The organism is Rhodococcus oryzae, assembly GCF_005049235.1.
In the GTDB taxonomy this organism is placed as follows: Bacteria; Actinomycetota; Actinomycetes; order Mycobacteriales; family Mycobacteriaceae; genus Rhodococcus_G; species Rhodococcus_G oryzae.
On sequence record NZ_SUMD01000011.1, the window covers coordinates 139925 to 164464 of the forward strand.

At 69.1% G+C, this 24540-nt stretch carries 24 protein-coding genes and 1 pseudogene; 9 read left to right on the forward strand and 16 right to left on the reverse strand.

The features are described 5' to 3' along the window. Window positions 1–71 precede the first annotated feature (71 nt). Window positions 72–671 (forward strand): annotated as a pseudogene (locus FCG67_RS25460) (pyridoxamine 5'-phosphate oxidase family protein); the annotation flags it as partial. A 354-nt stretch (window positions 672–1025) separates the two neighbouring features. Here FCG67_RS25460 and FCG67_RS20770 read toward each other — a convergent pair. The 3 genes from FCG67_RS20770 to FCG67_RS20780 form a co-directional block, all read right to left on the reverse strand. Next, window positions 1026–2036 carry a PHP domain-containing protein gene (locus FCG67_RS20770; protein ID WP_136911541.1) on the reverse strand — a complete coding sequence of 337 codons (1011 nt, stop codon included), beginning with the start codon at window positions 2034–2036 and terminating at the stop codon, window positions 1026–1028. 60 nt (window positions 2037–2096) lie between these two features. Next, a complete protein-coding gene (locus FCG67_RS20775; RefSeq protein ID WP_136911542.1) occupies window positions 2097–3425 on the reverse strand; it encodes an alpha/beta hydrolase in 1329 nt (442 codons plus the stop codon). A gap of 82 nt (window positions 3426–3507) precedes the next feature. Continuing rightward, window positions 3508–4041, reverse strand: coding sequence for a PadR family transcriptional regulator (locus tag FCG67_RS20780; RefSeq protein WP_136911543.1), 534 nt, complete (start codon window positions 4039–4041; stop codon window positions 3508–3510). 97 nt (window positions 4042–4138) lie between these two features. Here FCG67_RS20780 and FCG67_RS20785 point away from each other — a divergent pair, with 97 nt between their 5' ends. Both FCG67_RS20785 and FCG67_RS20790 read left to right on the forward strand, forming a co-directional pair. Next, complete coding sequence (locus FCG67_RS20785) at window positions 4139–4699, forward strand: hypothetical protein (RefSeq protein WP_136911544.1); 561 nt, start codon at window positions 4139–4141, stop codon at window positions 4697–4699. 37 nt (window positions 4700–4736) lie between these two features. Further along, complete coding sequence (locus tag FCG67_RS20790; protein ID WP_136911545.1) at window positions 4737–6032, forward strand: carotenoid oxygenase family protein; 1296 nt, start codon at window positions 4737–4739, stop codon at window positions 6030–6032. A gap of 57 nt (window positions 6033–6089) precedes the next feature. Here the strand turns inward: FCG67_RS20790 and FCG67_RS20795 are convergent, their stop codons facing one another. The 8 genes from FCG67_RS20795 to FCG67_RS20830 form a co-directional block, all read right to left on the reverse strand. After that, entirely contained in the window at window positions 6090–7148 is a 1059-nt protein-coding gene (locus tag FCG67_RS20795) for a beta-ketoacyl-ACP synthase 3 (RefSeq protein ID WP_077043629.1), read from the reverse strand. Between the two features lie 93 nt (window positions 7149–7241). Beyond that, window positions 7242–8297: a hypothetical protein gene (locus FCG67_RS20800; protein ID WP_246045196.1), complete on the reverse strand. Its 1056-nt coding sequence runs from the start codon at window positions 8295–8297 to the stop codon at window positions 7242–7244. Next, window positions 8290–9231 carry a hypothetical protein gene (locus FCG67_RS20805; protein ID WP_136911546.1) on the reverse strand — a complete coding sequence of 314 codons (942 nt, stop codon included), beginning with the start codon at window positions 9229–9231 and terminating at the stop codon, window positions 8290–8292. Before FCG67_RS20805 ends, FCG67_RS20800 begins: the two co-directional genes overlap by 8 nt. A gap of 86 nt (window positions 9232–9317) precedes the next feature. Next, on the reverse strand, window positions 9318–10802 hold the full coding sequence (hflX, locus tag FCG67_RS20810) for a GTPase HflX (protein ID WP_136911547.1): 1485 nt from the start codon (window positions 10800–10802) through the stop codon (window positions 9318–9320). A gap of 45 nt (window positions 10803–10847) precedes the next feature. Then, window positions 10848–11717: a diaminopimelate epimerase gene (dapF, locus tag FCG67_RS20815; RefSeq protein WP_136911595.1), complete on the reverse strand. Its 870-nt coding sequence runs from the start codon at window positions 11715–11717 to the stop codon at window positions 10848–10850. A gap of 134 nt (window positions 11718–11851) precedes the next feature. Continuing rightward, window positions 11852–12697, reverse strand: a complete 846-nt coding sequence (locus FCG67_RS20820) for a TrmH family RNA methyltransferase (RefSeq protein ID WP_136911548.1) — start codon at window positions 12695–12697, stop codon at window positions 11852–11854. Then, window positions 12694–13611, reverse strand: coding sequence for a tRNA (adenosine(37)-N6)-dimethylallyltransferase MiaA (gene miaA / locus FCG67_RS20825; protein WP_136911549.1), 918 nt, complete (start codon window positions 13609–13611; stop codon window positions 12694–12696). Before miaA ends, FCG67_RS20820 begins: the two co-directional genes overlap by 4 nt. Then, complete coding sequence (locus FCG67_RS20830) at window positions 13608–14321, reverse strand: class III extradiol dioxygenase subunit B-like domain-containing protein (RefSeq protein ID WP_136911550.1); 714 nt, start codon at window positions 14319–14321, stop codon at window positions 13608–13610. The genes miaA and FCG67_RS20830 overlap by 4 nt, the downstream gene beginning before the upstream one ends. Window positions 14322–14482: 161 nt before the next feature. On the opposite strand from FCG67_RS20830, the gene FCG67_RS20835 reads away from it, so the two are divergent. Then, on the forward strand, window positions 14483–15838 hold the full coding sequence (locus FCG67_RS20835) for a DUF349 domain-containing protein (RefSeq protein ID WP_136911551.1): 1356 nt from the start codon (window positions 14483–14485) through the stop codon (window positions 15836–15838). Here FCG67_RS20835 and FCG67_RS20840 read toward each other — a convergent pair. From FCG67_RS20840 to FCG67_RS20855, 4 genes are all read right to left on the reverse strand, one after another. Further along, the gene (locus tag FCG67_RS20840; RefSeq protein WP_136911552.1) at window positions 15835–16776 is read right to left on the reverse strand and encodes a tellurite resistance/C4-dicarboxylate transporter family protein; all 942 of its coding nucleotides are present in this window, start codon (window positions 16774–16776) and stop codon (window positions 15835–15837) included. The genes FCG67_RS20835 and FCG67_RS20840 overlap by 4 nt on opposite strands. 97 nt (window positions 16777–16873) lie before the next feature. Beyond that, the gene (locus tag FCG67_RS20845; protein ID WP_097211219.1) at window positions 16874–17449 is read right to left on the reverse strand and encodes an Rv2732c family membrane protein; all 576 of its coding nucleotides are present in this window, start codon (window positions 17447–17449) and stop codon (window positions 16874–16876) included. After that, window positions 17446–18996, reverse strand: a complete 1551-nt coding sequence (gene miaB, locus FCG67_RS20850) for a tRNA (N6-isopentenyl adenosine(37)-C2)-methylthiotransferase MiaB (RefSeq protein WP_136911553.1) — start codon at window positions 18994–18996, stop codon at window positions 17446–17448. The genes FCG67_RS20845 and miaB overlap by 4 nt, the downstream gene beginning before the upstream one ends. A gap of 57 nt (window positions 18997–19053) precedes the next feature. Further along, on the reverse strand, window positions 19054–19485 hold the full coding sequence (locus tag FCG67_RS20855; RefSeq protein WP_136911554.1) for a group III truncated hemoglobin: 432 nt from the start codon (window positions 19483–19485) through the stop codon (window positions 19054–19056). Window positions 19486–19649: 164 nt separating this feature from the next. Between FCG67_RS20855 and FCG67_RS20860 the strand changes: the two genes are divergently transcribed. From FCG67_RS20860 to FCG67_RS20875, 4 genes are all read left to right on the forward strand, one after another. Continuing rightward, window positions 19650–20378, forward strand: a complete 729-nt coding sequence (locus tag FCG67_RS20860; RefSeq protein WP_097211334.1) for an amino acid ABC transporter ATP-binding protein — start codon at window positions 19650–19652, stop codon at window positions 20376–20378. A 72-nt stretch (window positions 20379–20450) separates the two neighbouring features. Beyond that, on the forward strand, window positions 20451–21284 hold the full coding sequence (locus tag FCG67_RS20865) for a glutamate ABC transporter substrate-binding protein (protein WP_136911555.1): 834 nt from the start codon (window positions 20451–20453) through the stop codon (window positions 21282–21284). 97 nt (window positions 21285–21381) lie between these two features. Continuing rightward, window positions 21382–22062 (forward strand): amino acid ABC transporter permease, encoded by a 681-nt coding sequence (locus FCG67_RS20870; RefSeq protein ID WP_097211215.1) that lies wholly within the window; start codon window positions 21382–21384, stop codon window positions 22060–22062. Then, window positions 22059–22967, forward strand: coding sequence for an amino acid ABC transporter permease (locus FCG67_RS20875; RefSeq protein WP_136911556.1), 909 nt, complete (start codon window positions 22059–22061; stop codon window positions 22965–22967). The genes FCG67_RS20870 and FCG67_RS20875 overlap by 4 nt, the downstream gene beginning before the upstream one ends. Before the next feature lie 21 nt (window positions 22968–22988). Here FCG67_RS20875 and FCG67_RS20880 read toward each other — a convergent pair whose 3' ends face one another. Then, on the reverse strand, window positions 22989–23879 hold the full coding sequence (locus FCG67_RS20880) for an alpha/beta fold hydrolase (RefSeq protein ID WP_136911557.1): 891 nt from the start codon (window positions 23877–23879) through the stop codon (window positions 22989–22991). Window positions 23880–24044: 165 nt separating this feature from the next. Here FCG67_RS20880 and FCG67_RS20885 point away from each other — a divergent pair, with 165 nt between their 5' ends. Next, entirely contained in the window at window positions 24045–24503 is a 459-nt protein-coding gene (locus tag FCG67_RS20885; RefSeq protein ID WP_136911558.1) for a pyridoxamine 5'-phosphate oxidase family protein, read from the forward strand. Window positions 24504–24540 lie beyond the last annotated feature (37 nt).

Genomic DNA, 24540 nt, shown 5'->3' on the forward strand with positions numbered 1-24540 from the left:
CGGCCCCTCGGCTAGCGTTACCGCCCATGAACGGGCCAGCTGGTCCGTGACTTCCGTTCCCGAGGAGTTCCATGTCTATTCGTCCCACTTTGGGGAGTGTTGGCGAACATGAACTGCAGAACGAATTCGGCACCACAGAACGTGCCGAGCGGTTCTATTCCGATCAGATGCTCAATCACCTGAACCCGACAATGATCGAGTTCATTGCACGGCAGGAAATGGCGTTCGTCGCGACCGCCGATGCACATGGCGAATGCGATTCCACATTCCGGGCGGGTGAACCGGGCTTCATCCACGTCATCGACCCGCGGACCGTCGCATATCCGGAGTATCGCGGCAACGGGGTTATGGCCAGCCTCGGCAACATCAGGGAGAACCCTCATGTCGGGATCCTGATGATGGATTTCGTCCGCGACCTGATCGGTCTTCACGTCAACGGCTCGGCCCGCATCGTCGAGGACGTCGACCTACGGACCCAGCTGGCCGACCTGCCCGATACACACGCCAACGGCCGCACACCCGAACGCTGGGTGGTCGTGGATGTCGAAGAGGCATACATTCACTGCCGCAAGCACATTCCACGGATGGCGCCCGTCGACCGAGATCGGTCCTGGGGCACCGATGACGTGCGCCGGAAGGGTGGCGACTACTTCGACGCGAAGGGCACACCGCACGAACTGCCGGAGCCGGTCGCGCCGGCCGCGGAAATCCCGGTGGTGCCCGCCAAGGCGCCCGCTCGGAAGCGGACCGCGAAGAAGGCGGCCACCGGAAAGACCCCGGCCATCAAAACTCCGGCTGCCAAAACTCCGGCCACCGAGACTCCCACCAGGAAAACACCGGCGGCCAAGACACCAGCCAAGAAGGCACCCGCACGAAAGGCCGCTCCGCGAAAGGCGGTCGCCGCGACAGCGGCCACCTCACGCACCCCGGTAAAGAAGAGCGTCACTCAGAAGACCACTGCCGCACGCATTCCGGCCAAGCGGGCGGGCGCTTCGGAGCCGACCGTCGAGGAGTGACCGGAGGATCTACTGCCGGGTCCAGGCGATCAGATCGTCGGCGGTCCAGGTATTGACCACCCGTTCGGCCCCGACCCCGGCCGCCTGAGCCCGCTCACACCCGTATCCCTGGAAGTCGAGCTGGCCGGGCGCGTGCGCGTCGGTGTCGATAGCGAACAGGCAGTCCCGTTCGAGCGCCAGCTCGATCAGGCGCGCGGGCGGATCACGGCGCTCCGGCCTGCTGTTGATCTCCACCGCCGTGCCGAACTGGCGGCACGCCTCGAACACGACCTCCGCGTTGAACTTCGACTCCGGCCTGGTCCCTCGAGTGCCCTCGACCAGCCTGCCGGTGCAGTGCCCGAGCACGTCCACATGCGGGTTCGCGACGGCCCGCACCATCCGTCTGGTCATCGCGTCGGACTCCATCGCGAGCTTCGAGTGCACGCTCGCGACCACGATATCGAGTTCGGCGAGCAGCTCCTCCTCCTGGTCCAGGGAGCCGTCGTCGAGGATGTCCACCTCGATCCCGGTCAGGATGCGGAACGGCGCGAGCTCCGAGTTCAGCTCCGCCACCACCTCGAGCTGTCGGCGCAACCGCTCCGCGGAGAGTCCGTTCGCCACCGTCAACCGCGGCGAATGGTCGGTCAGCGCGCAGTACTCGTGCCCGACCATCGCGGCCCGGCGCATCATCTCCCCGATGGGGCTACCGCCATCGGACCAGTCCGAGTGCGTGTGCAGGTCGCCGCGCAGCGCCGCGAGCAGCGCCCGCCCACCCTCACCGATCTGGCCGGCCTTCGACTTCACCTCGGTCAGGTAGGCGGGCACTCCGCCCGCATACGCCTCCGCGATCACCGCGGCCGTCTTCGGCCCGATCCCGCTCAGCGCGGCCCAGGTACCGGTGCGGCCGAGCCGGTCCCGCTGCTCGTCACTCAGAGCCTCGACGACGTCCGCGGCGCGGCGGTAGGCCTTGACGCGGTGCGTCTCGGCCCGCGATCGCTCGAGCCAGTACGCGATCTCCCGCAACGCTTCGACCGGGTCCATGAGTACATCCTGAGCCTTCGGTGGTGACCTGGCCACCGGTTACGAACAACGCCCGTCGTTCTACTGCGCGAGCAAGCCCGTGCGCTCGGCGACCCAGTCGAGCTCGCGGGCCAGCGCTGGTCCCCACACCTGCGGGCTGTGGCCCCCGGGCAGCTCGTAGTAACGGGCGTTCATCCCGGCGGACCTCGCTGCCGCGAACATGCGCTGCTGTTGGGGTCGGTACTCCTCGTCACCGCTGCCCGACACGAACACCCCGGCCAGCTGCGGCATGGGGGTCACGGCCAGCAGGTCGCGCGCGTTGACCGCAGCGAACGCGGACTCGTCGCCCCCGAACGTCACGGCAACTGTGCTCGTGTGGTCACCCAGGGACGGCTCGTCCTGGCCCGAAATGTCCACGAAGGTCGGATAGACGTCCGGGTGGCGGACCGCCAGCTGGACCGAGCAGGTCCCGCCATAGGAGAAGCCCCCGATCGCCCGGTGCGCGGGATCGTTGTCCACCTGGAGGTGGCCGGCGATCCAGTCCGGCACGTCCCGCGCCAGATAGGTGTCCACGTTTCCGAGCTGTGAATCCAGGCACAGCGGCAAGGCATCGGTGGCACCGAGCGCGTCCGGGACCACGACGACCGGGGCGAGTCCGTCGTGTTCGGCGGCGAATGCCGTGACCGTCTCGGCCAGAGCGCCGAGGGTGAGCCAGTCGTCCGGCTTCCCGGGATTTCCCGCCACGAGTACCAGCACAGGAAGCATCGCCCGCGGGGAATCCAGATAGGCGGGCGGCAGGTAGAGCAGCGCGGGCCGTGACGCGAAACCCGACACCGCGCCCGGGATCTCGACGTGCGTGAGCATCCCGTCCCGGGCCGAGCGCAACGGCCGTCGCCAGACACTGGCCACGGGATCACCCGTCTGGACCTCGGCCTGTGGCCCTGGCACCGCGGCGAAATCCGTCGCCAGAGCGCCGGGGGGCGCACGATGGCCGATCACCGCACCGAGGGTGGGAAAGGTTCCGAGATCCTCGTTCACCACTCCGGCACCGCACGCGAGAAGCGATGCGGCCATCGCGAACGCAAGCGCCACCGTCCCACGACCCCGGGAACGAAGGAGGCAGACCGCGGCCGCGAACACACCGAAGAGGCCGACCGCGATCCCCAGACAGCTCTGCACCGACAGTTGAGGGGGCAGCGGTCGCAGTGCCGACCACACCGCGACCGCGATGCAGGCGGATGTCGCCACGGCGAGGCCCGCGACCGTCCCACGCACCCGAATCGAGACCCCTCGCAGCGCCGTGCTCGCGCCGGCAAGCCCTCCCACCCCCAGAACGACAACAGCGGTCGCTGCAACGGCGCCGGTCATCGACACCTGCGAGAGCGCGCTCAGCACGGCATTGGCGTACATCGGACCAGTATCACGACCGGTCCGGTCCCGACACCAATCGGACAATCGTGGCCGCCGGCGCTGGCGTGACCTCGGCGTCGAATCAGGTCCGGCTACTGGCGCGGGGCGGTAGCTGGGTTTGCGCCCACTCCGCCCACTCGCGGTTCATGGTGTGGAAGCGTTCGCCCCACTCCATGGCGATCCGACCGTAGACCGACAGATCGGTGTCGTCCCAGTCGATGGTTGCCTTCAGCGCGGCCAGCTCGCCGTGTGCTTTGAGTGAGCGCTCCTCGATATCGCGGAGGTACTGGCGAGCATGCTCCTGGGAGTCGACGCCGAGGAAGAACACGCGCAGCAGCATTTCGTTCCGCGCCACCCGCTTGGGTTTCGTGGTGGTGAGCCAGGTGCGCAGGTCGTCGAGCCCGGCGTCGGTGATCGTGTATTCCTTGCGCCCGCGCGGACCCTCGTCGGTGACGGCGATCAGGCCGGTATCGGCGAGTTTGGTGAGCTCGGTATATATCTGACTCTGGGTCGCGGGCCACACGTTCGCGAGGGACTCCTTGAAGCGCCGCAGCAGGTCGTAGCCGCTGGCCGGTCGATCGGACAGCAGCCCTAGCAGCGCGTAGCGGAGACTCATGCCATTCACTCTACATTCCAGTATTGACATGTCGAGTATGGAGGCTCATTGTTTGACATGTCAGAACTGGAATGTCAACGGCGAGGAGCCTGACGAGATGACGTACCTTCGCACTTTCGCCCCGTGGATCGTCTACGCCGTGATTCCATCGCAGCACTGGCAGTGGTCCGCGGTGATCGCGCTCGTCATCGCGCTGGCCGGTATCGCACAGCAGATCCGCGCCGGGCAGCGATGGGACGCGCTGATCATCGATATCGGGTCGGCGGTGTTCTTCACGGCGCTGACGGTCCTGGCGCTCACAGATCCGGACACCGCGCTGCATCCGTACATGCCAGCGATCTCTTCCGGGGTGCTCGCGCTGATCGCCGGCGTCTCGCTACTGGTGCGGGTGCCGTTCACCCTGCCGATCGCCAAGCAGACCACGCCGCAGGAGTTCTGGGATCAGCCGATGTTCATCCGGACCGCCTACATCCTGACCTCGGTGTGGACGGCGAGCTTCGCGATCGGCTGCATCGCACTGACCGCGCTCGCCCATTCCTCCTCGGGCCTGCGCACCACGGTGCAGGTGCTGGCCTTCGTCGTCCCGGTGGTGTTCACCCTCCGCTACGTCGCCCACATCCGGGCCAAGGCGAAGCTACTCGGCCAGCCCGCAGCCTGACCCTTCACCAGTCCCTTCGAAAGAACAGGTACGGACAATGACCGTCCCGCATCTGACCGGCAATTACGCACCGGTTACCGAGGAACTCACTGCCTACGAATTGCCTGTCACCGGAACCATCCCCGCCGAGTTGACAGGCTGGTACCTGCGCAACGGCCCCAACCCTCACGCCGCGGCCTCAAAGCACTGGTTCCTCGGCGACGGCATGGTGCACGGCGTGCGTCTCGAAGGCGGACGTGCCGTCTCCTACCGCAACCGGTGGGTCCGCACCACGACCTTCACCGAGGGCGCACGTGGTCGTGACAGTCGGGGCAATCGGGATCTCGTTGCCGGCGTGGCCAATACCCACGTCATCCGGCACGCGGGGCGCACCCTCGCACTGGTCGAATCCTCCTACCCCTACGAATTGACCTGCGACCTGGACACTGTCGGCCCGCACGACTTCGACGGCAAACTGACGACCGCTGTGACCGCGCACCCCAAGACGTGCCCGATCACGGGTGAACTGCACTTCTTCGGATACGACGTTTTCGAGCCGTATCTGACCTATCACCGCGCCGATGCCGCCGGCAACCTCGACGTGAGTCGTACGGTCGAGGTGCCGGCCGCCACCATGCACCACGACTTCAATCTCACCGCGCAGCACGTCGTATTCATGGATCTGCCGGTGTGTTTCGACCTCGAGTCCGCGCAAGCCGGGACGGGTATGCCGTTCCGGTGGAACGACGACTATCAGGCCCGGCTCGGCGTACTGCGCCGCGATGATCCGTACGGTGAGATCCGCTGGTTCCCGATCGACCCTTGCTATGTCTTCCATGCACTCAACGCGCACGACGAGCCCGGCCGAATCGTCCTGCACGTCATGCGGTATCCGAGCATGTGGCGGGCCGATTCACACGACTTCAAGCAGGCCACACTGTGGCGCTGGACCATCGATCTGGTCACCGGAACGGTTCGGGAGGAGCAGCTCGACGACCGTGTCGCGGAATTTCCTCGGATCGACGATCGGCTCGCCGGTCTCGACACCCGATTCGGGCATGCCAGCGTCTCGGGCAGCAGTGGCGCACTGATCCTCTACGACTTACACAAGGGTGTCAGCTCGGCTCACGAATTCGGCCCCGGCCGGATTCCGGCCGAGGCGTCATTCGTCGCCGCCGATGAAAACCCCGGCGGCGACGGCTATCTCATGACCTATCTCTACAACGCCGACAGCGATCGCAGTGATCTGGTCATCCTCGATGCGGGCGAGCTCGCCGCGCCGCCCATGGCGACCATCCACCTGCCCAGCCGGGTTCCCTATGGGTTCCACGGCAATTGGCTCGCCGACGGCTGACCCGCGAGGCCCGCATCCCCGCCGCCAGCTCACCCGCTACGGCAACGCCCTGATCGGTCAGAAGCTCGTTTCGACGGGCACCGGCGGCAACGTGACGACCTGGCCCGCGTAGCTCAGTCCGGCGCCGAAGCCGAGCAGCAGGGCGAGCTGTCCGCCCTTTGCCTTGCCCGTCACCAGCATCTCCTCCATAGCGAGCGGAATCGACGCGGCGGAGGTGTTGCCGGTGTTCTCGATGTCGTTCGCGACGGGCACGTCGTCCCCGAGGCCCAGGTTCTTCTTCATGAGGTCGTTGATCCGGGCGTTCGCCTGGTGCGGGACGAATACCTCGATGTCCTCGATCGCGACGCCTGACTCCGACAGGATGCTGCCGAGGGCCTTGGGCAGGGTGATCGCCGCCCACCGGAACACGCGGGGGCCCTCCATCGACACCACCATGCGACCGATCTGCTCGGCGTCCGCGCCCTGTGCCTGCAGGGCCTCCGCGCGGTCCATGTACGCGGGGATGTCGTAGTTCTGGCTGATGGCGGCGGAGTTCTCGCCGTCGCTACCCCACACCGTCGGCGAGATGCCGTTCCGCTCGCTGGGGCCGACCACAACAGCACCCGCGCCGTCGCCGAAGATGAAGGCGGTGTTGCGGTCGGTCGGTTCCATCACCACGGACATGGTCTCGACACCGATGACCAGGACATACTCGGCCGAACCGGACCGGATCATGTCGGTGGCAACGCCCAGACCATAGCCGAAGCCGCCACAGCCGGACGCGAGGTCGAACGCCGCGATGCCGTTGATGCCCAGTTCGTGCGCCACCTGCGGGGCGCCGTGCGGGATCTTCGTCTTCCAGCTGCCGGTGGCGAGGACGAGCGCGCCGATCTGCTCCTTGTCGATGCCGCTGTTCTTGATCGCCCGCTCGGCCGCGGCAACGGCCATCGACTTTGCGGTCTCGTCGCCGCTGATCCACCGACGGTTGCGGATGCCGCTGCGCTCGTAGATCCACTCGTCCGACGAGTCGAGTACCTCGCACACCTCGGCGTTGCTGACGATCCGCTGGGGCCGGTAGGCGCCGATACCGAGCAGCGACACGTTCTCGTGCCCCTTCTTGACCGCAATGTTGAACATCTGGAGCTTGCCCTTCGCCGCTGTGAGAGTTGTCCGCCGTTCGGCTGACGTGTGAATCGGCATGGAGCCTACCGACCCGAACCCGACAACTGTTCAGTTCCGTCGACGCCGCGAGCGGATCCGCCACCACAGCACGCCGCCGAGGGCGACCACGAGCCCGGCGCCGACGCCCGCGGCGATCAGCGCCGTGGGGTCGACCTGCAGCGCGACCCCCACCTCCCCGGCCGCGGGGGTGACCAGCCCGGTCGCTCCGTACAGGACCCGGATCGGGGGCAGCGGTCCGCCGTTCGCCTCGGACGCGCTGAGCAGGTCGCCTGCCGGGGTGAAGGCGATGGCCTCGCCCTGCGGCTGGTCCGGCATCGGCACCCTGATCGGTTCGGCACCCGTCAGCGCCGCCACGACGTCGCCGTCCGGCGCCGGGTACAGGTACACGTCGGTGTATGTACGCAGCGCCACCACCGTGCCGTCCGCGCCGACAGCGCCGCCGGTGATCATGGTCGAGGCAGCGAACGGGACCGGGCCGCCCGGCGTCTCGGTGGGCTCGAATCCGATCTGCCCCACCCGCTCCAAACCGGTGGGTCCCGGGCTCGGCAACTGCTCGGCGCGCAGTGCACCGGCGGGACGGTAGATGCCGCTCGCGCCGAACAGCTCCTTCGTCACGAGCACCGGGACCCCGTCGCTGCCCATGAGGATCGCCTCCGCGTCGCGGGCGCCGTCGGGATAGGTGAGCCGGCGCAGCGTGCCCGCGCCGGTGCCGGTGTCCATGTCGGTCAGCGCGACGGTGGTCCGCGCACCGGCGTTGTCGCCGGTGTCCGAGAGCCACAACCGCCCGTCAGCCTGTGCGAGGTCCTCCACGTCGAACGGGTCGACGGGCAGGGGCAGCGTGCCCGTCACCCGGCACTGATCGTCGAGGACCCGGACCGCATCGTCCGTCCCGCTGTCGGCGGCCGCGTAGATCCCGTCGTCGGTGACGGCCAGACCGGACACCTCCTCCAACGCGGGATCCGTTGGAGTGCAGAAGTTCTCGAAGACGGCATCGACGGTCTCGATCGCCCCGGGGGCCGAGCTCGGCTGCGCCACCGCGGGCATCGCGCAGAGAACGGCCGAACCCAGGACCGTGACGACCACCGCCGCGAGGCGGCTACGCACCGAGGTCGACCAGTCCGGTGGCGCCGCGCAGGACCTGAATCGGCGGCAGCGGACCGCCGTTCGCCTCGGACGCGCTGAGCAGGTCGCCGTCCGGGGTGAACGCGATGGCCTCACCCTGCGGCTGATCCGGCATCGGGACCCGCACCGGCGTCGCGCCGGTCAGCGCGGCCGCGATATCGCCGTCGGGCGCAGGGTAGAGGTAGACGTCGGTGTAGGTGCGCACCGCGACGACCCGGCCGTCGGCGCTGACCGCGCCGCCGGTGACCAGGATCGATCCCGCGACCGGCATCGGGCTGCCGGGAGTGTCGGTGGGCGCGTAGGCGATCTGCCCGATGCGCTGCAGCGGCGCCGGGCCCGGGCCGAGCTCGTCCAGCGTCGCGCCGCCGGCCGGTCGGTAGATGCCGCTGGCCGCGAGGATCTCCTTGGTGACGATCACCGGTCGGCCATCGCGGCCGACCAGCAGCGTCTCCGCATCGTGCGGGCCGTCCGGGTAGGTCAGCAGGTGCATCGCGCCCGCGCCGGTGACGTGGTCCAGGTCGGTCAGCGACACCTGCTGGCGGACCTTGAGGTTGTCGCCGGTGTCCGAGAGCCAGAGCCGACCGCCCACCATGGCCATGTCCTCGACGTCGACCGGGGTCGGCGGAACCGCCACCGTGCCTGCGACCTGGCACTGGTTGTCGAGCACCCACACCTCGTCGTCGGTGCCACTGTCACCGATGGCGTAGATCGTCTCACCGGTGGAGACCAGTCCGGAGATCTCCGCGAGCCCGGGATCGGTTGGGGTGCAGAGCGTCTCGAAACGCGCGTCGGACGCCTCGGAACCGGTCGAGGAGCCGGCGGAACCGCTCGACCCCGGCGCGGCCCCGGCCGAGGCCGCGGTCACCACGGCCGACCCGACCACCGCCAGCGCGAGTACCGCCAGCCGGCTACGCATCGGCGCACCAGCAGGATCCGGCCGCGGTGCCCGCGGCGTCGAGACAGGCAGCAGCGCCCGGTTCCGTCATGTCCGTTCCCGTCCGGTCAGGCGCTGTGTCGGTACTCCTGGAGTGCGGAGGCCAGCGCCTCCGGCACCTTCGCGCGGACCAGTGTGCCTTCCGCCTCGTGCGAAGACCCGAGAATTCGCCCATCTGAGTGGATGCGGGCCACCAGGTCGCCGCGGGTGTACGGCACCAGCACGGTGACCTCCACCTCCGGCGCCTTCACAATCTCCGCGAGGCACTCCCGCAGCTCGGCGATCCCCTCGCCGGTCCGCGCGGAGACGAACACCGCACCGGGCAGCAGCCCCCGCAACTGGGTGAGCATCACCGGATCCGCGGCGTCGATCTTGTTGACCACCAACAGCTCGGGCGGCGCAGGCGAATCGGTCTCGCGGAGCACCTCGGTGACCACCTCGCGCACCGCCTTGATCTGATCGGTCGGCAGCGGGTCGGAGCCGTCGACCACGTGCAGCAGCAGGTCGGCGTCGGCCACCTCCTCGAGCGTCGACCGGAACGCCTCGACCAGCTGGGTCGGCAGGTGCCGGACGAAGCCGACGGTGTCGGTCAGCACGTACTGGCGGCCGTCCTCGAACTCCGCCTTGCGGGTGGTCGGGTCGAGGGTGGCGAAGAGTGCGTTCTGCACCAGCACGCCCGCACCGGTGAGCGAGTTGAGCAGGCTGGACTTGCCCGCGTTGGTGTAACCGATGATCGCGACCGAGGGCACCTCGTTGCGCAGACGCTGGGTGCGTTTGGTGTCGCGGGCGCCCTTCATCTCCTTGATCTCGCGGCGCAGCTTCGCCATCCGCTCCCGGATCCGGCGACGGTCGGTCTCGATCTTGGTCTCGCCCGGTCCGCGCGTTCCCACGCCGCCGTCCTTGCCCGCGCGACCACCCGCCTGCCGGGACATCGACTCACCCCAGCCGCGCAGCCGCGGCAGCATGTACTGCATCTGAGCCAGCGCGACCTGCGCCTTGCCCTCGCTGGAGGTGGCGTGCTGGGCGAAGATGTCGAGGATCAGCGCTGTCCGGTCGATGACCTTGACCTTGACGACCTTCTCCAGCGCGTTGAGCTGCGCCGGGGTCAGCTCACCGTCGGCGATGACGGTGTCGGCGCCGGTGGCGAGCACCACCTCACGCAGTTCGTTGGCCTTGCCGGAGCCGATGTAGGTGGCGGCGTCGGGCTTGTCGCGGCGCTGCACCAGCCCCTCGAGCACCTCCGAACCCGCGGTCTCGGCGAGCGCGGCCAGCTCGGCCATGCTCGCCTCTGCCTGCTCGGCCGTGCCGTGGGTCCAGACGCCGACCAGCACCACCCTCTCGAGGCGGAGTTGTCGGTACTCGACCTCGGTGACGTCGGTGAGTTCGGTGGACAGTCCGGCGACCCGGCGCAGCGCGGCGCGCTCGTCCAACTGCATCTCGCCGACCGAGGGGTCATGGCCCGCCCAGTCGGTGTCGTGGTCGGCGCCGTCGTGGTGCTCGGCGTCGATGTCGTCGAGGATCGGTGTCTTCGTGATACGCGGTGTTTTCGTCATACAGGATCCATGGTCCCACGACCGACCCTCCCGGTGCACGCGCATTTACGCGAGCGCGTTCCACCAGTCGTCGTCGATGCGCCCGGAACCGACAAGAACCGACGGCCCCCGCAGTTCGGCGGCGCCGGCGCGCACCGCGACCAGGACCTCACCGCCCGGCACCCGCACCCGGACCTCGCCCTCCTCGCGCCCGTCGGCCCGCAGCGCGGCGGCGGCGGCCGCGACGGTGCCGGTGCCGCAGGACCGCGTCTCGCCGACCCCGCGCTCGTAGACGCGCATGTCGACGGCGCCGTCGACGAGCGGGGTGAGGATCTCGATGTTGACCCCGTGCGGGAAGAAGTCCGCCGCGAAGTCGGGCGCCGCGGTCAGGTCGAGCGCGGCGAGCTTGTCGGCCGTGAGCGACTCCTCGACGCAGGCCAGGTGCGGATTGCCCACGTCGATGCCCAGCCCGGTGAACGTCTGGCCGCCCACGGTGGCGCTGGAGGTCCCGAGCTCGGTGACCGTGCCCATGCCCACGCTCACGTCGGCCGTCCATCCGTCGCAACGGTGCACGACCACCGGCCTGGCGCCCGCGCGGCTACCGACGACGAACTCCGCGGATCCCTCGAGGCCGGTGGCCCGGAGGTAGTGCGCGAACACCCGGACCCCGTTGCCGCACATCTCGGCGATCGAGCCGTCACCGTTGCGGTAGTCCATGAACCAGTCGTCGTCGCCGACGCCCTCGGGCAGCGCGTCGAGGACGCCTGCCGCACGAAGGGCGCCCGCCCTGGCGACCCGCAGGACGCCGTCGGCGCCGAGTCCGCGACGCCGGTCGCACAGCGCGGCCACCCGATCTGCGCGCAGATCCAGGCGCACGTCGAGGTCCGGCAGCACCACGAAGTCGTTCTCGGTGCCGTGGCCCTTGCTGAATTCCATGCCGATCATGCTACCGAGCGGCGGGTACGGTTCGCCGACCCCGGCGAACAGCGCCATCCGGGCGGCGAGCCGGCCCGCGAGCGCCGCCGACGACCCGTCCGGGTGCGACGTCCAATCCGAATCCCACTCGTCGCTCATCCGCGCTGCCTCGCGATCTCGTAGAGGCAGACCGCGCCCGCGCTCGGCGCGCCGAGGGAGCTGGCCGCACCGCCGATCGGGATGCTCACTGTGACGTCGCAGGCCGCGCGCCAGGAGGCGCTCATCCCGCGGGTCTCGTTGCCGATGACCAGGATCGTGCCGCCGGTGAAGTCGTGCTCGAAGATCGGCACATCGCCCTCCTCGTCGGTGCCGACGATCCGCAGCTCGGTGCCGGCCTCGCGGACCCGCGCCCGGTAGGCCAGCACCTCGTCCGCGTCGGAGGCCGTCAGCACCGGCACCGCGAACAGCGATCCCGTGGAGGCGCGCACGCACTGCGGGTCGTACGGATCGGCCGCGTGCCCGGCGACGATCACCGCGTCCGCGCCGAAGGCATTGGCCGACCGGATGAGGGTGCCCAGGTTGCCGGGCGAGGACGGCCGGTCGAACACCACGAGCAGGGGCGACGCACCGGCGAGGTCGAGCGAACCCAGCCCGCGATGCCGCTGCTTCGCGACCGCGATCAGTTCGGGTGAGGCGTCCTTCTCCCCCAGCTCCGCCATGAGTTCGCCACTGACGCCGACCTTCTCGTGCTGCCAACCGTCGAGCACTCCGCGGGCCCAGGACGAGAGCGGTGGCCCGTCGATCCGGTACAGCAGCGCCTCCAACGGCCAGTCGTGCTCGATCGCGAGCGTCAGTGGTCGCACGCCCTGGATCAGGAACCGCGCCGACTTCGTCCGCTTGGCGCGGGTGTTCAGGTACGACTCCCATTGCTGAAAGCGCGCATTGCGCACCGTGACCCGCGCCTCGCGGGCCGCGAGTCTGCTCACCGGCTTCTTGCTCACTGGCTCCCCACAATCGTCATTGCTCTAGAGATCACATCGCGGTCGCCGCCGTCGAGCCAGTGCACCCGCCGGTCGCGCCGGAACCAGGAACGCTGCCTGCGGACGTACCGCCTGGTCCCGATCAGGGTCCGTTCCCTGGCCTCGTCCATGTCGTACTCGCCGTCGAGAGCGGCCAGCACCTGGGCGTAGCCGATGGCCCGCGGGGCCGTCACACCCTTGCGCAGTCCCACCTCGATCAGGCCGAGAACCTCCTCGACGAGACCGCCGTCGAACATCAACCGGGTGCGCAGCCCGATTCGTTCGTCGAGCTCCGCGGTGTCGCGATCCACACCGAGAATAACGGTCCCCCAACGCGGTTCGCCGATGGCCGGCGCGGAGGCCGCGAACGGCCTGCCGGTGAGCTCGACGACCTCGAGGGCCCGGACCATCCGCCTGCCGTCGGTCGGCAGGATCGTCGCGGCGGCCTCGGGGTCCGCCTTGAGGAGTTCCGCGTGCACCCCCGCCACCCCGCGCTCGGCCAGCACGGCCTCCCAGCGCGCCCGCACCGTGGGATCGGTGGCGGGGAACGACCAGTCGTCGAGCAGGGACTGCACGTACATCATCGAACCGCCGACGATGATCGGCACCGCGCCGCGGGCGGCGATCGCCTCCACGTCAGCCCTCGCCGAACTCTGGTAGTTCGCGACGGTGGCCGTCTCCGTGACGTCGAGCACGTCGAGCTGGTGGTGCGAGATGCCGCGACGCTGATCCGGTGGCAGCTTGGCGGTGCCGATGTCCATGCCGCGGTACTGCTGCATCGCGTCGATGTTGACGATCTCGCCGCCGAGCCGCTCCGCGAGGTCGAGTCCGAGGTCCGACTTCCCGGTCGCGGTCGGGCCGACCACCGCGACGGGTACGGGTGTGCGCGCGGTCACGGCAACCACATCCCGACGTGGTAGCCGACGCCATAGGGCGCGCCCCGGTAGTAGGTCCGGCACTCGCTCGGTGCGCCCCCGAACAGCCCGGCGAGCACCTGCCAGGCCGCACGCCCCTCGATCCCGATGTCGAGACAGGCCACCGGATCGAGCTCCGCCAGGTACTCGGTGTCGCCGGAGTCCAGTGCCCGGTCCAGCTCGGCCTGCGCCTCGGGCGCCCGCTCGTCGAACGAGCCCGGCGCCTTGGCCGTGAGCGTCCGGGCGCCGTCGGCGATCACCAACACGCCGTGGGGTCGGGGGTCGGCCTCGAGGCGATCACGCAGCCGGGCGCCGAGTTCGGCGCAGTACACCGGCGAGGTGTCCTCGGCCACGAGGATCGCGTCCACGACGGTCTCGGCGGGCGCCGCGGCTCGCAGCCAGCCGGCCATCAACGCGGCCAGCGGCAGCTCCGGGTCCAGAGCCGAGGCGGCGGGCGACAGCGCGACCCGCACGTCGGCCCCGTAGCCGCGGAAGGTGCCCGCCGTGGTCGCCGGGATCTCGCATTCGGTGCGTCCGACGCCGATCGCGGTCCAGCGAGTCGAGAGCGCGCCGAGCCGTGCGGCCACGTCCTTCGAGGCCAGCCGCAGCTCGTCCGTCTCGGCAGCAGCGCCGCCCGCCAACTCGGGTATCAGCAGGGGTGGCGAGGGGACGAGAGCCGCGGCGGTGAACACACTGGGCCACGGTAGTCGACGGCGGAATCCCCGACTTCGGGGTCTGACCTGTTTCAATAGTCCTGGCCACGTGCAGCGGGTTGAATGGAACCCACATGTACGAATGGCACTGAGACCTACGACGCAACGGCAGCCGTGACGCGCGGCAGAGATGAGGAGTCATGACCGACAGCAGCGCACCCAAGCCAGGCGCCCCGAAGCCAGGAGCGCCCAAGCCCGGCGCCCCCAAGCCCGGCGCGATCAAGCCGTCGGCCGCCGGGCCCGCCCCCGCCGTGGCGCACCCGCCCACCCTGGCTCCGCCGAGCGACCCGAGCCTCTTCGGGCGGGTGGACGAGGACGGCACCGCCTGGGTCAAGACCACCGACGGCGAGCGCCAGATCGGTTCGTGGCAGGCCGGCGACGCGGCCGAGGGCCTGGCCCACTTCGGTCGCCGATACGACGACCTGGCCACCGAGGTCGGATTGCTGGAGGCCCGGCTCGCCTCGGGTGCGGGCGACGCGAAGAAGACCAAGGCCGCCGCCGTCGCGCTCGCGGAGTCGCTGCCGACGGCCGCGGTGATCGGCGACATCGATGCGCTCGCCCGCAGGCTGGACGTGATCGTCGCCGAATCCGATCAGGCCGCGGCGGCCGCGAAGGTCGAACGCGAGCACGAGCGGGAGGAGCACACCCACCGCAAGGAGGAGCTCGCCGCGGAGGCCGAGCAGATCGGCGCCGAGTCCACCCAGTGGAAGGCCGCGGGCGATCGGCTGCGCGAGATCCTCGACGAGTGGAAGACGATCCGCGGGGTGGACCGCAAGGTCGACGACGCGCTCTGGAAGCGGTACTCGAAGGCCAGGGAGGCGTTCAACCGGCGTCGCGGCGCGCATTTCGCGGAACTCGACCGCGATCGTGCCTCCGCGAAGGTCGTCAAGGAGGAGCTCGTGGTCCGCGCCGAGGCGCTGTCCGACTCCACCGACTGGGGCCCGACGGCCGCCGCCTTCCGTGATCTGCTGACCGAGTGGAAGGCCGCGGGCCGGGCGCCGCGCGATGCCGACGACGCCCTGTGGAAGCGATTCAAGGGCGCCCAGGACGTGTTCTTCGCCGCCCGCAACGCCGCGGCGTCCGAGCGCGACGCCGAGTTCGACGAGAACGCCACCGCGAAGGAGGCGTTGCTGCGCGAGTTCGGCGACATCAATCCCGAGAGGGACCTCGAGGCCGCCCGCGCCGCGCTGCGGGACCTGCAGGACAAGTGGGACGCCATCGGGAAGGTGCCGCGCGAGCGCATGCACGATCTCGAGGGCAAGCTGCGCGCGATCGAGAAGAAGGTCCGCGACGCCGTCGATTCCCAGTGGCGCCGGACCGATCCCGAGGCCATGGCCAGGGCCGCCCAGTTCCGCGAGCGGGTCGCGCAGTTCGAGGACCAGGCCGCGAAGGCGACCGCCGCGGGCAAGACCAAGGACGCGGAGAAGGCCCTCGCCCAGGCACAGCAGTGGCGCGAGTGGGCCGAGGCCGCCGAGGGCGCGGTCAACGGACTCTAGCCGGCGCTGGTGTCCGCGGATCCCGCGGACACCAGGTGCCGGGCCGAGGCCACCAGCAGGATCACGCACACCGCCACCGCGGGCCAGATCAGCGTCATCCCGATCGATCTGAGCCAGGGCGCTCCGATCGCGTCGGCGACCGTGATGGTGGCCGCGGCGGTCATCCCCATCGGAAACGCGGTTGACCAGCGCCGGACGTCGAATCCCAGGCGGGGCCACCGCACCTCACAGATCACCAGTGCCAGGTACCCGGCGAGATCCAGGGCCAGGATCACCGCAGCCGCGACCCGGATCACGGTGTGCGGCCAGCCATTCCAGCCGGCCGCGTCCATCGCGACGATGAGCTTTCCCGCCGCCAGAGCGCTGATGGCCAGTCCGCCCGCGCACACCCAGTGGTCGCCCGCGCCGGTCTTGAACTGTGAGAACGAGAACCGCGACAGCACCACGAGGTACGCGATCATTCCGAGGACGAAGGTCGCCGCCGCCACCGGGGTGAGCCAGGACGCCGGGAGCGCCACCGCGAGGGTCGCGCCGAGGACCACCAGTCCCTGGGTCGCCACGCACAGCAGGAAGTGCGCCCCGACGGTCGGTCCGGTCCAGTGCCCGATCACCGCGGGCATCAGCACCGCCCACACCAGGGCGGCCAGGCACAGCGCGAGCACCGCGATCGCGTGCCAGCCGAGCAGGATGACCCGGGTGCCAAGGACCGTGGTCGCAGCGACCGCAGTCAGTGCGGCCGGGGTGTCGGCCTCCGCCACCCAGCGGGCCCGGTCACCGACCAACCGCATGAGGAAGACGCCGACGAGCACCGCCCAGATGCCGACCCCGATGGCAAGCCAGATCCTGGAGAACCACTCGATGCCCGCCAGGTGCAGCGCGACCGACACGATCCCGGTCGCCATGGCGGCAGCACCGGCGCCAGGCGGCACGGCGCTCATGGCGCGATCCGCGGCGACTACATCCTGATGACGACTGCGCACCGACCCAGCATGACGGCAGCGACGGCGCCGCGCCGGACGAATCCGGTCAGGCTGCTCAATCCTTCTGGTCGCCCCAGATCGTCCGCTGCTCGGCCTCGGCCGTCTTCTGCCTGCGTTCCTGCTCCGCGGCCAGCTGCAGGGAGGTGCGGCTCCAGACCACCTTGAGCCAGTGGAAGGTCAGCACCAGCACCGCGATCCAGCCGAGGATCAGGCCGATGCCGGGCCCGCCGCCCGTGCTGGTCGGGGGCAGCGTCTGCCGCGACCAGATGGCCAGCATGCCGAACACGAAGGCCACCGCGCAGCCGGCCGACGCGATCCAGGCCAGCGCCCAGCGGCGGGTGACCAGTGCCAGCACGCTCACCCCGACGCCGAACACCATGGCGAGCCACACGAATATGCGGGACGGCAGCGCGATCGACTCCGCGATGGCGGTGTCGTCGCCCGCGAGCACGTCCCACCCGTTCGCGGACCCGGCGTGGGGCAGCATGAACGAGAGCAGGAGCACCAGCACGGCCACCGCGACGACGACAGCGCGCATCCCGGGGTCGATCTCCCCGGCGACCTTCCGCTCGGCCGCGTCGATGTCCTTGCGGTACTGCTCGATGGGGTCCTCGTGCGCGTCTTTGCTCATGCTCCACATCCGGTTGCGGTTGGCAGCGGCGCGGGCGCGCCGATCTGCGGTAGGCCCAACCCCACGCCGATGGGCGGCGTCTTGGGGGTGATGCCACGTTCGTGCGAGTCGCCCGCCCTGGTGCGACGGTGGCTGAGCACCGGGCCGTCGGCGATCAGGTGGTGCGGGGCGGCGCCGGTGATCGTCGCGGTGATCACGTCGCCGGGGCGGATGACGCCGTCGAGCCTGCCCTCCGGGCGGAAGTGCACCAGCCGGCCGTCGCGGGCGCGGCCGCTCATCCGCTGGGTCGCCTCGTTCTTGCGGCCCTCGCCCGCGGCGACGAGCAGCTCGACCTCGGCGCCGAGCAGCTTCTGGTTCTCCTCGAGGGTGATCTGCTCCTGCAGCGCGATCAGCCGCTCGTACCGCTCCTGGACGACGGCCTTCGACAGCTGGCCCTCCATCTCGGCGGCGGGGGTACCCGGACGCTTGGAGTACTGGAAGGTGAAGGCGCTGGTGAAGCGGGCCTTCCGCACCACGTCGAGGGTCTCCTGGAAGTCTTCCTCGGTCTCGCCAGGAAAGCCGACGATGATGTCGGTGGTGATCGCGGCGTGCGGCATGGCCGCGCGGACCTTCTCGATGATGCCGAGGAACTTGGTCTTGCGGTAGGAGCGGCGCATCGCCTTGAGCACGCGGTCGGAGCCGGACTGCAGCGGCATGTGCAGCTGCGGGCAGACGTTGGGTGTGGTGGCCATCGCCTCGATCACGTCGTCGGTGAACTCGGCGGGGTGCGGGGAGGTGAAGCGGACCCGCTCCAGACCCTCGATGTTCCCGCAGGCGCTCAGCAGGGCGGCGAAGGCGCCCCGGTCGCGGGGGACCTCGGGGTCGGCGAAGGAGACGCCGTAGGAGTTGACGTTCTGCCCGAGCAGGGTGACCTCGAGGACACCCTCGTCGACCAGGGCCTGCACCTCGGCGAGGATGTCGCCGGGACGACGGTCCACCTCCTTGCCGCGAAGCGCGGGCACGATGCAGAACGTGCAGGTGTTGTTGCAGCCGACCGAGATGGACACCCAGCCCGCGTAGGCGGACTCCCGCTTGGCGGGCAGGGTGGAGGGGAAGGCCTCGAGCGACTCGAGGATCTCCACCTCGGCCCGCTGGTTGTGCCTGGCCCGGTCGAGCAGGGTGGGCAGCGAGCCGATGTTGTGGGTGCCGAACACCACGTCCACCCAGGGCGCCTTCTTGACCACGGTCTCGCGGTCCTTCTGCGCCAGGCAGCCCCCGACGGCGATCTGCATGCCCGGGTGCGAGGCCTTGGTGGGTCGGAGCATGCCGAGGGTGCCGTACAGCTTGTTGTCGGCGTTCTCGCGGACGGCGCAGGTGTTGAACACCAGCAGGTCGGGCTCGGCCCCCGGCTTCGCCTTGGTGTATCCGGCATCCTCGAGCAGACCGGACAGTCGCTCGGAGTCGTGCACGTTCATCTGGCAGCCGAACGTGCGTACCTCGTAGCTACGCGCCACCTGGTCGTCGGAGTCGCTGTGCGCCGCGGGGGTCTCTCGGTCGATCGTGTCCACGTCAACAAGGGTACGGCCCCGTCAGGGGGCGCTCGCACGCCCACGTTTGCCTGGGGCTCAGGCGGGCGGCGCCGAACCCGGTACGCCCAGGCGCAGTGCTTCCGCCGCGACGCTCGGCAGCCCCGACAAACGCCGGTTCATCGACGTCGCGATCCCCGCGCCCTGGACCTTGGCCCGGTCCGCGTGCGGACCCGTGTACATCTCGTCGACGGTGCGGTGCCAGAGTTCGAGCCAGCGGTCGAAGTGCTCGGCCCCGAACGGGTGCTGTGATCGGACCCTCTGGTGCACCCGGAACGCGCTACCACGGTAGGTTCCCGCGCCGAACAACACCGTCTCCCAGAAGTCGCACATCACCGGCAGATGGGACTCGAGGCCCTGTTCGCGCACCTCCGTGAACGGCTCCGCGAGCAGGTCGTCGATCAGGGCCCGGCCGTAGAACCGTCGGAGCAGGGCCTCCACGTCGGCCCGGCAGGTCAGGTCCCCGGTCATGCGCTCCCCTTTGCTTCCTGTCGCGTTCGGCCCGGCAAACCTACCGGGGCGCGGCGCGGCGGCCCGCAAAGGTCGCGGTGCGCCGTCCCGACCCCCTAGGGTCTTGGGCTATGACGAACGCGGGTGAATCGGGGGCTGCCACCTCGGTGGCCGACTCCCCCACCATGATCTCGATGAAGTCGGTCCAGAAACACTTCGGTGACCTGCACGTGCTTCGCGACATCGACCTGGAGGTCCCGACCGGCCAGGTCGTGATCGTGCTCGGGCCGTCGGGGTCCGGAAAGTCCACGCTGTGCCGAACGATCAACCGGCTCGAGCCGATCGACTCCGGAACGATCGCGATCGACGGCAAGGAATTGCCCGCCGAGGGCCGGGCGCTCGCCGCGTTGCGGGCCGACGTCGGGATGGTGTTCCAGTCCTTCAACCTGTTCGCGCACAAGACGATTCTCGAGAACGTGATGCTCGGGCCGATGAAGGTGCGCAAGAAGAGCAAGAGCGAGGCCAAGCAGCGGGCGACGGAACTGCTCGAGCGGGTCGGCATCGCCAACCAGGCGGACAAGTATCCGGCCCAGCTCTCAGGCGGGCAGCAGCAGCGGGTGGCCATCGCGCGGGCACTCGCGATGAACCCCAAGGTGATGCTGTTCGACGAGCCCACCTCCGCGCTGGATCCCGAGATGGTCAGCGAGGTCCTCGAGGTGATGATCTCGCTGGCGAAGGAGGGCATGACGATGCTCGTGGTCACCCACGAGATGGGGTTCGCCCGCCGCGCGGGCAATCGCGTCCTGTTCATGGCCGACGGCCTGATCGTCGAGGACACCGATCCCGAGACCTTCTTCACCGCACCGGAGACCGACCGCGCCAAGGACTTTCTGGGCAAGATCCTGGGCCACTGAGCTCGGGACACCCCTCCGGCACGGCCCCACCCGCCACCCTTCACCACCGTTCTGACCACAGAGAGGAACACCATGAGGATCACTCGCGCACTACGACTCGGCGTCGGCATGGTCGCTATCGCCGTCGTCGCCACCGCGTGCGGAGGCGACGAGCAGAAGAACGCCTCGGAGAGCGCCGAGAGCGGCAAGCTGACCGTCGGCATCAAGTTCGACCAGCCCGGCCTCGGCCTGCGCAATCCCGATGGCACGTTCACCGGCTTCGATGTCGACGTCGCCACCTACGTGGCCGACAAGCTGGGCGTGCCCGCCTCCGGCATCACCTTCAAGGAGTCCCCCTCCGCCCAGCGCGAGACGCTGATCCAGAACGGCGAGGTCGACTACATCGTCGCGACGTACTCGATCACCGACGCCCGCAAGGAGAAGGTCGACTTCGCCGGCCCGTACCTGACCACCGGCCAGTCCCTGCTGGTGCGCTCGGACAATACCGATATCACCGGCCCCGAGTCCCTCACCGGCGGCAAGAAGCTGTGCTCGGTGACCGGTTCGACGCCCGCGCAGAAGGTCAAGGACAACTACGCCAAGGACGTCCAGCTGCAGGAGTTCGACACCTACTCCGCCTGTGTGGAGGCGCTCCGCAACGGCGCGGTGGACGCGGTGACGACCGACGCGGTCATCCTGGCCGGCTACGCCGCCCAGTACCCGGGCCAGCTCAAGGTCGTCGGGCAGCCGTTCACCACCGAGAACTACGGCATCGGACTCGCCAAGGGCGACACCGAGACCCGCAACAAGATCAACGACGCGATCGAGGCGATGATCGCGGACGGCTCCTGGCAGGCGGCGCTGGAGAAGAACGTCGGCCCGTCCGGCTACCCGATCCCGGCTCCGCCCACCGTCGACCGCTACTAGCCGGCGCTACGCGCCAGTGGTGCGGTCACGGAGGGCCAGCTCCCCGTAACCGCACCACTGCGGCGCAGCCGCATCATCACGACTCGGGAGAGGCCGCGTGGACATACTCAGTGAGTATTGGGATCAACTGATCTCCGCATTCTGGATGACGATCAAGCTGACCGCGCTGTCCGCGGTGGGCGCGCTCGTCCTCGGCACGATCCTGGCCGCCATGCGTGTCTCCCCCATCCCGGTGGCCCGGTGGATCGGCACGGCCTACGTGACCATCTTCCGCAACACCCCGCTGACGCTGATCATCATCTTCTGCTCGTTCGGCCTGTACCAGACGATGGGCGTCAGCCTGGCGCCGGAGAACTCACCGACCTTCCTGGTGGACAACAACATTCGGCTCGCAATCCTGGGCCTGAGCGTTTACACCGCCGCGTTCGTCTGCGAGTCGCTGCGCGCCGGCATCAACACCGTGCACGTCGGCCAGGCCGAGGCCGGGCGTTCGCTCGGCCTCACCTTCGCGCAGAACCTCCGGTTGATCGTGCTGCCGCAGGCGTTCCGGTCCGTGATCGCTCCCTTGGGCAGCGTGCTGATCGCGCTGACCAAGAACTCGACTATCGCCTCGGTGATCGGTGTCGCCGAGGCGTCGCTGCTGATGAAGTCGATGATCGAGAACGAGGCCGCGATCTTCGTGGTCGGCGGCATCTTCGCCCTCGGGTTCGTGATCCTGACACTGCCGATGGGACTGCTCTTCGGCTATCTGGGCAAGCGGCTGGAGGTCGCCCGATGAGAGCCGAACCGACCCTCCTCTACGACGTGCCCGGCCCGAAGGCACGCAATCTCTACCGATTGCTGTCGGTGGCGGTGGCGGTGGCGCTTGGCGTCATCGGATACCTCGTCTACCGCGCGCTCGACTCGAAGGGCCAGCTCACCTCCGAGAAGTGGAGCCCCTTCACCGAATCCACCTCGTGGACGACGTATCTGATCCCCGGCATCCGAGGCACCCTGATCGCCGCGGCCCTCTCGATCGTGCTCGCGCTGATCCTCGGCGCGGTGCTCGGCATCGCCCGACTGTCCGATCACCGGGTGATCCGGAGCTCGGCAGGCTTCTTCGTCGAGCTGTTCCGCGCGATCCCGGTGCTGATCCTGATGATCTTCGCCTACCAGCTGTTCGCCGACTACCAGATCTTCAAGGCGAAGTACCTGGCGCTCGCGGCCGTGGTCACGGGACTGACGCTCTACAACGGCTCGGTCATCGCCGAGATCGTCCGCGCGGGCATCAAGTCGCTCCCGAAGGGCCAGACCGAGGCCGCGAAGGCGCTCGGCATGCGCAAGAGCATGATCATGCGGACCATCCTGTTGCCGCAGGCGGTGACCGCGATGCTGCCCGCGCTCATCTCCCAGATGGTGGTCGCGTTGAAGGACTCCGCGCTCGGTTACCTCATCGGCTACATCGAGGTGGTCCGCTCGGGGCAGCAGCTCGGCTCGTTCTACGGCAACTACCTACCGGCCCTGCTGGTGGTGGCCGCGATCATGATCGTGCTGAACTCGGCGCTGACCCTCCTCGCCACCCGGGTCGAGAAGCGGTTGCGCACCGGCAGGCGCGGCCGCGCCGCTGTGGTCCCGACCGCCGTCCCGGTCACCTCCGTACCGGGGATGGACCTGACCGGCAACGAACCCGAGGTTCGCGGTTAGCCGGGCGAATCTGAGACCGGTTCAGTTCGACTCCGACGCAAGATCGTTCGCCACCAGCGCGAGAATCTCGTCCGCGTGGCTGACGGCGATGAAATGACCACCGCCGCTGATCGGGTGCCAGAGCGCCCCCGGGGTCTTGTCCGCCACCGTCTTGTTGATGATCTCGGGCACCAGGGTGTCATCGCTGCCCTGCCAGAAATGCACCGGGCGCGTCACTCCGGTCATGTCGAACGGCCAGGCCTCGTAGAGCATGGTGGCGTCGACCACGAGCCCACCTGCACCGGGCCGGAAGCACTCCCGACTCGCTCCCAGGAACAGCCTGAGGACCTCCTCGTCGGCCAGCACCGCCCGATCCGGGGCGCTCACCGACTTGATGATCGCCTTGGCGTACCGATCCTCGAAATGGCTGGCGCTCATGCCGAGCAGCTCGTACATGAGCGTGAATCCGGGATGGAAGTGCAGCGCCAGGCGACCGCCCAGCGCGTCGACGCTGCTCAGGTACTTCGCGGCCCAATTGGGTCCGAACGTTCCGTAGTTGCCGCCTGCGATGCAGGTGACGTGGACGAGACGCGCGGGGTCCAGGTACGCGGCGGACGCAAGGGCCCACGGTCCACCCTCGGACCAGCCGGTCACCGCGAATCGGTGCGCGCCAAGGGCGTCGGCCAGTAGCGAGAGGTCATCGGCCCAGCCCTCGAAGGTGCGGCCCGGCTGAGGATCGGACCCGCCCATGCCCGGCCGATCCGCGCAGACGAATCTCACTCCGTTGGCCTTCGCGGACGAATCGAACAGCTCGGCCTCGAGTCGACTCGAGGGTCCCCCGTGGTTGTGCAGGACGAGTGGGCCGCCCGGGTCACCGACTTCGAGATAGGTGACGGTCCGGTTGCCTATCCGGATGCTTCCCTCTCGAGTCATGTGGACTCCTCACAGTGTTGGCCGAACATTTCCACTGGGATGGTCCGGCGTCGAAACTGCAGGTACTCCGATCTCCTCCATAGTAGGCACCACCGAGGCCCTGGTCGGACCTCCGGAGGGTGAGGTTGTCGGAATACCTGGGCGCACACGAAAGTTGACCACGTCATGGCTCAAGGTCCAGCACCCCGCACCCTGTCCGACGACGCACTCTCCGAGCTGCTGCGCACTCAGCAGTTCGGCACCCTTGCCACCAATAAGCGCAGTGGCCATCCCCATCTCACGACCATGCTCTACAACTGGGACGCCGAAGCGCGCATCGTGCGGTTCTCCACCACGGCCGACCGCATCAAGGTCACGCAACTTCGACGTGACCCGCGCGCGGCCGTACATGTTCCGGGCGGCGACGTATGGTCGTTCGCCGTGGCCGAGGGCGAGGCCGAGGTCTCCGAGATCACCACGACGCCGGGTGATGCGATCGGGCGAGAGCTGCTCGCGATGGTTCCGGAGGCCGCGAAGCCGGAGGATGAGGATGCGTTCCTCGAGCAGTTGGTCGCCGAACGTCGCGTGGTGATCCGGCTGAAGGCGGATCGGCTGTACGGGACGGCACTCGACATCGACGGCTAGGAGATCTGGTCGTCGAGCTCCGAACCGGCCTACCCAC

What these genes read in the sequence shown, in the direction of transcription:
- dapF (WP_136911595.1), bottom strand. Translation starts at nt 11,717, where the DNA reads ATGGAATTCAGCAAGGGCCACGGCACCGAGAACGACTTCGTGGTGCTG.
- FCG67_RS20805 (WP_136911546.1), bottom strand. Translation starts at nt 9,231, where the DNA reads ATGCGTAGCCGGCTGGCGGTACTCGCGCTGGCGGTGGTCGGGTCGGCC.
- FCG67_RS20785 (WP_136911544.1), top strand. Translation starts at nt 4,139, where the DNA reads ATGACGTACCTTCGCACTTTCGCCCCGTGGATCGTCTACGCCGTGATT.
- FCG67_RS20835 (WP_136911551.1), top strand. Translation starts at nt 14,483, where the DNA reads ATGACCGACAGCAGCGCACCCAAGCCAGGCGCCCCGAAGCCAGGAGCG.
- FCG67_RS20845 (WP_097211219.1), bottom strand. Translation starts at nt 17,449, where the DNA reads ATGAGCAAAGACGCGCACGAGGACCCCATCGAGCAGTACCGCAAGGAC.
- FCG67_RS20840 (WP_136911552.1), bottom strand. Translation starts at nt 16,776, where the DNA reads ATGAGCGCCGTGCCGCCTGGCGCCGGTGCTGCCGCCATGGCGACCGGG.
- FCG67_RS20875 (WP_136911556.1), top strand. Translation starts at nt 22,059, where the DNA reads ATGAGAGCCGAACCGACCCTCCTCTACGACGTGCCCGGCCCGAAGGCA.
- FCG67_RS20885 (WP_136911558.1), top strand. Translation starts at nt 24,045, where the DNA reads ATGGCTCAAGGTCCAGCACCCCGCACCCTGTCCGACGACGCACTCTCC.
- FCG67_RS20865 (WP_136911555.1), top strand. Translation starts at nt 20,451, where the DNA reads ATGAGGATCACTCGCGCACTACGACTCGGCGTCGGCATGGTCGCTATC.
- FCG67_RS20775 (WP_136911542.1), bottom strand. Translation starts at nt 3,425, where the DNA reads ATGTACGCCAATGCCGTGCTGAGCGCGCTCTCGCAGGTGTCGATGACC.
- hflX (WP_136911547.1), bottom strand. Translation starts at nt 10,802, where the DNA reads ATGACGAAAACACCGCGTATCACGAAGACACCGATCCTCGACGACATC.
- FCG67_RS20860 (WP_097211334.1), top strand. Translation starts at nt 19,650, where the DNA reads ATGATCTCGATGAAGTCGGTCCAGAAACACTTCGGTGACCTGCACGTG.
- FCG67_RS20880 (WP_136911557.1), bottom strand. Translation starts at nt 23,879, where the DNA reads ATGACTCGAGAGGGAAGCATCCGGATAGGCAACCGGACCGTCACCTAT.
- FCG67_RS20795 (WP_077043629.1), bottom strand. Translation starts at nt 7,148, where the DNA reads ATGTTCAACATTGCGGTCAAGAAGGGGCACGAGAACGTGTCGCTGCTC.
- FCG67_RS20770 (WP_136911541.1), bottom strand. Translation starts at nt 2,036, where the DNA reads ATGGACCCGGTCGAAGCGTTGCGGGAGATCGCGTACTGGCTCGAGCGA.
- FCG67_RS20855 (WP_136911554.1), bottom strand. Translation starts at nt 19,485, where the DNA reads ATGACCGGGGACCTGACCTGCCGGGCCGACGTGGAGGCCCTGCTCCGA.
- FCG67_RS20780 (WP_136911543.1), bottom strand. Translation starts at nt 4,041, where the DNA reads ATGAGTCTCCGCTACGCGCTGCTAGGGCTGCTGTCCGATCGACCGGCC.
- FCG67_RS20790 (WP_136911545.1), top strand. Translation starts at nt 4,737, where the DNA reads ATGACCGTCCCGCATCTGACCGGCAATTACGCACCGGTTACCGAGGAA.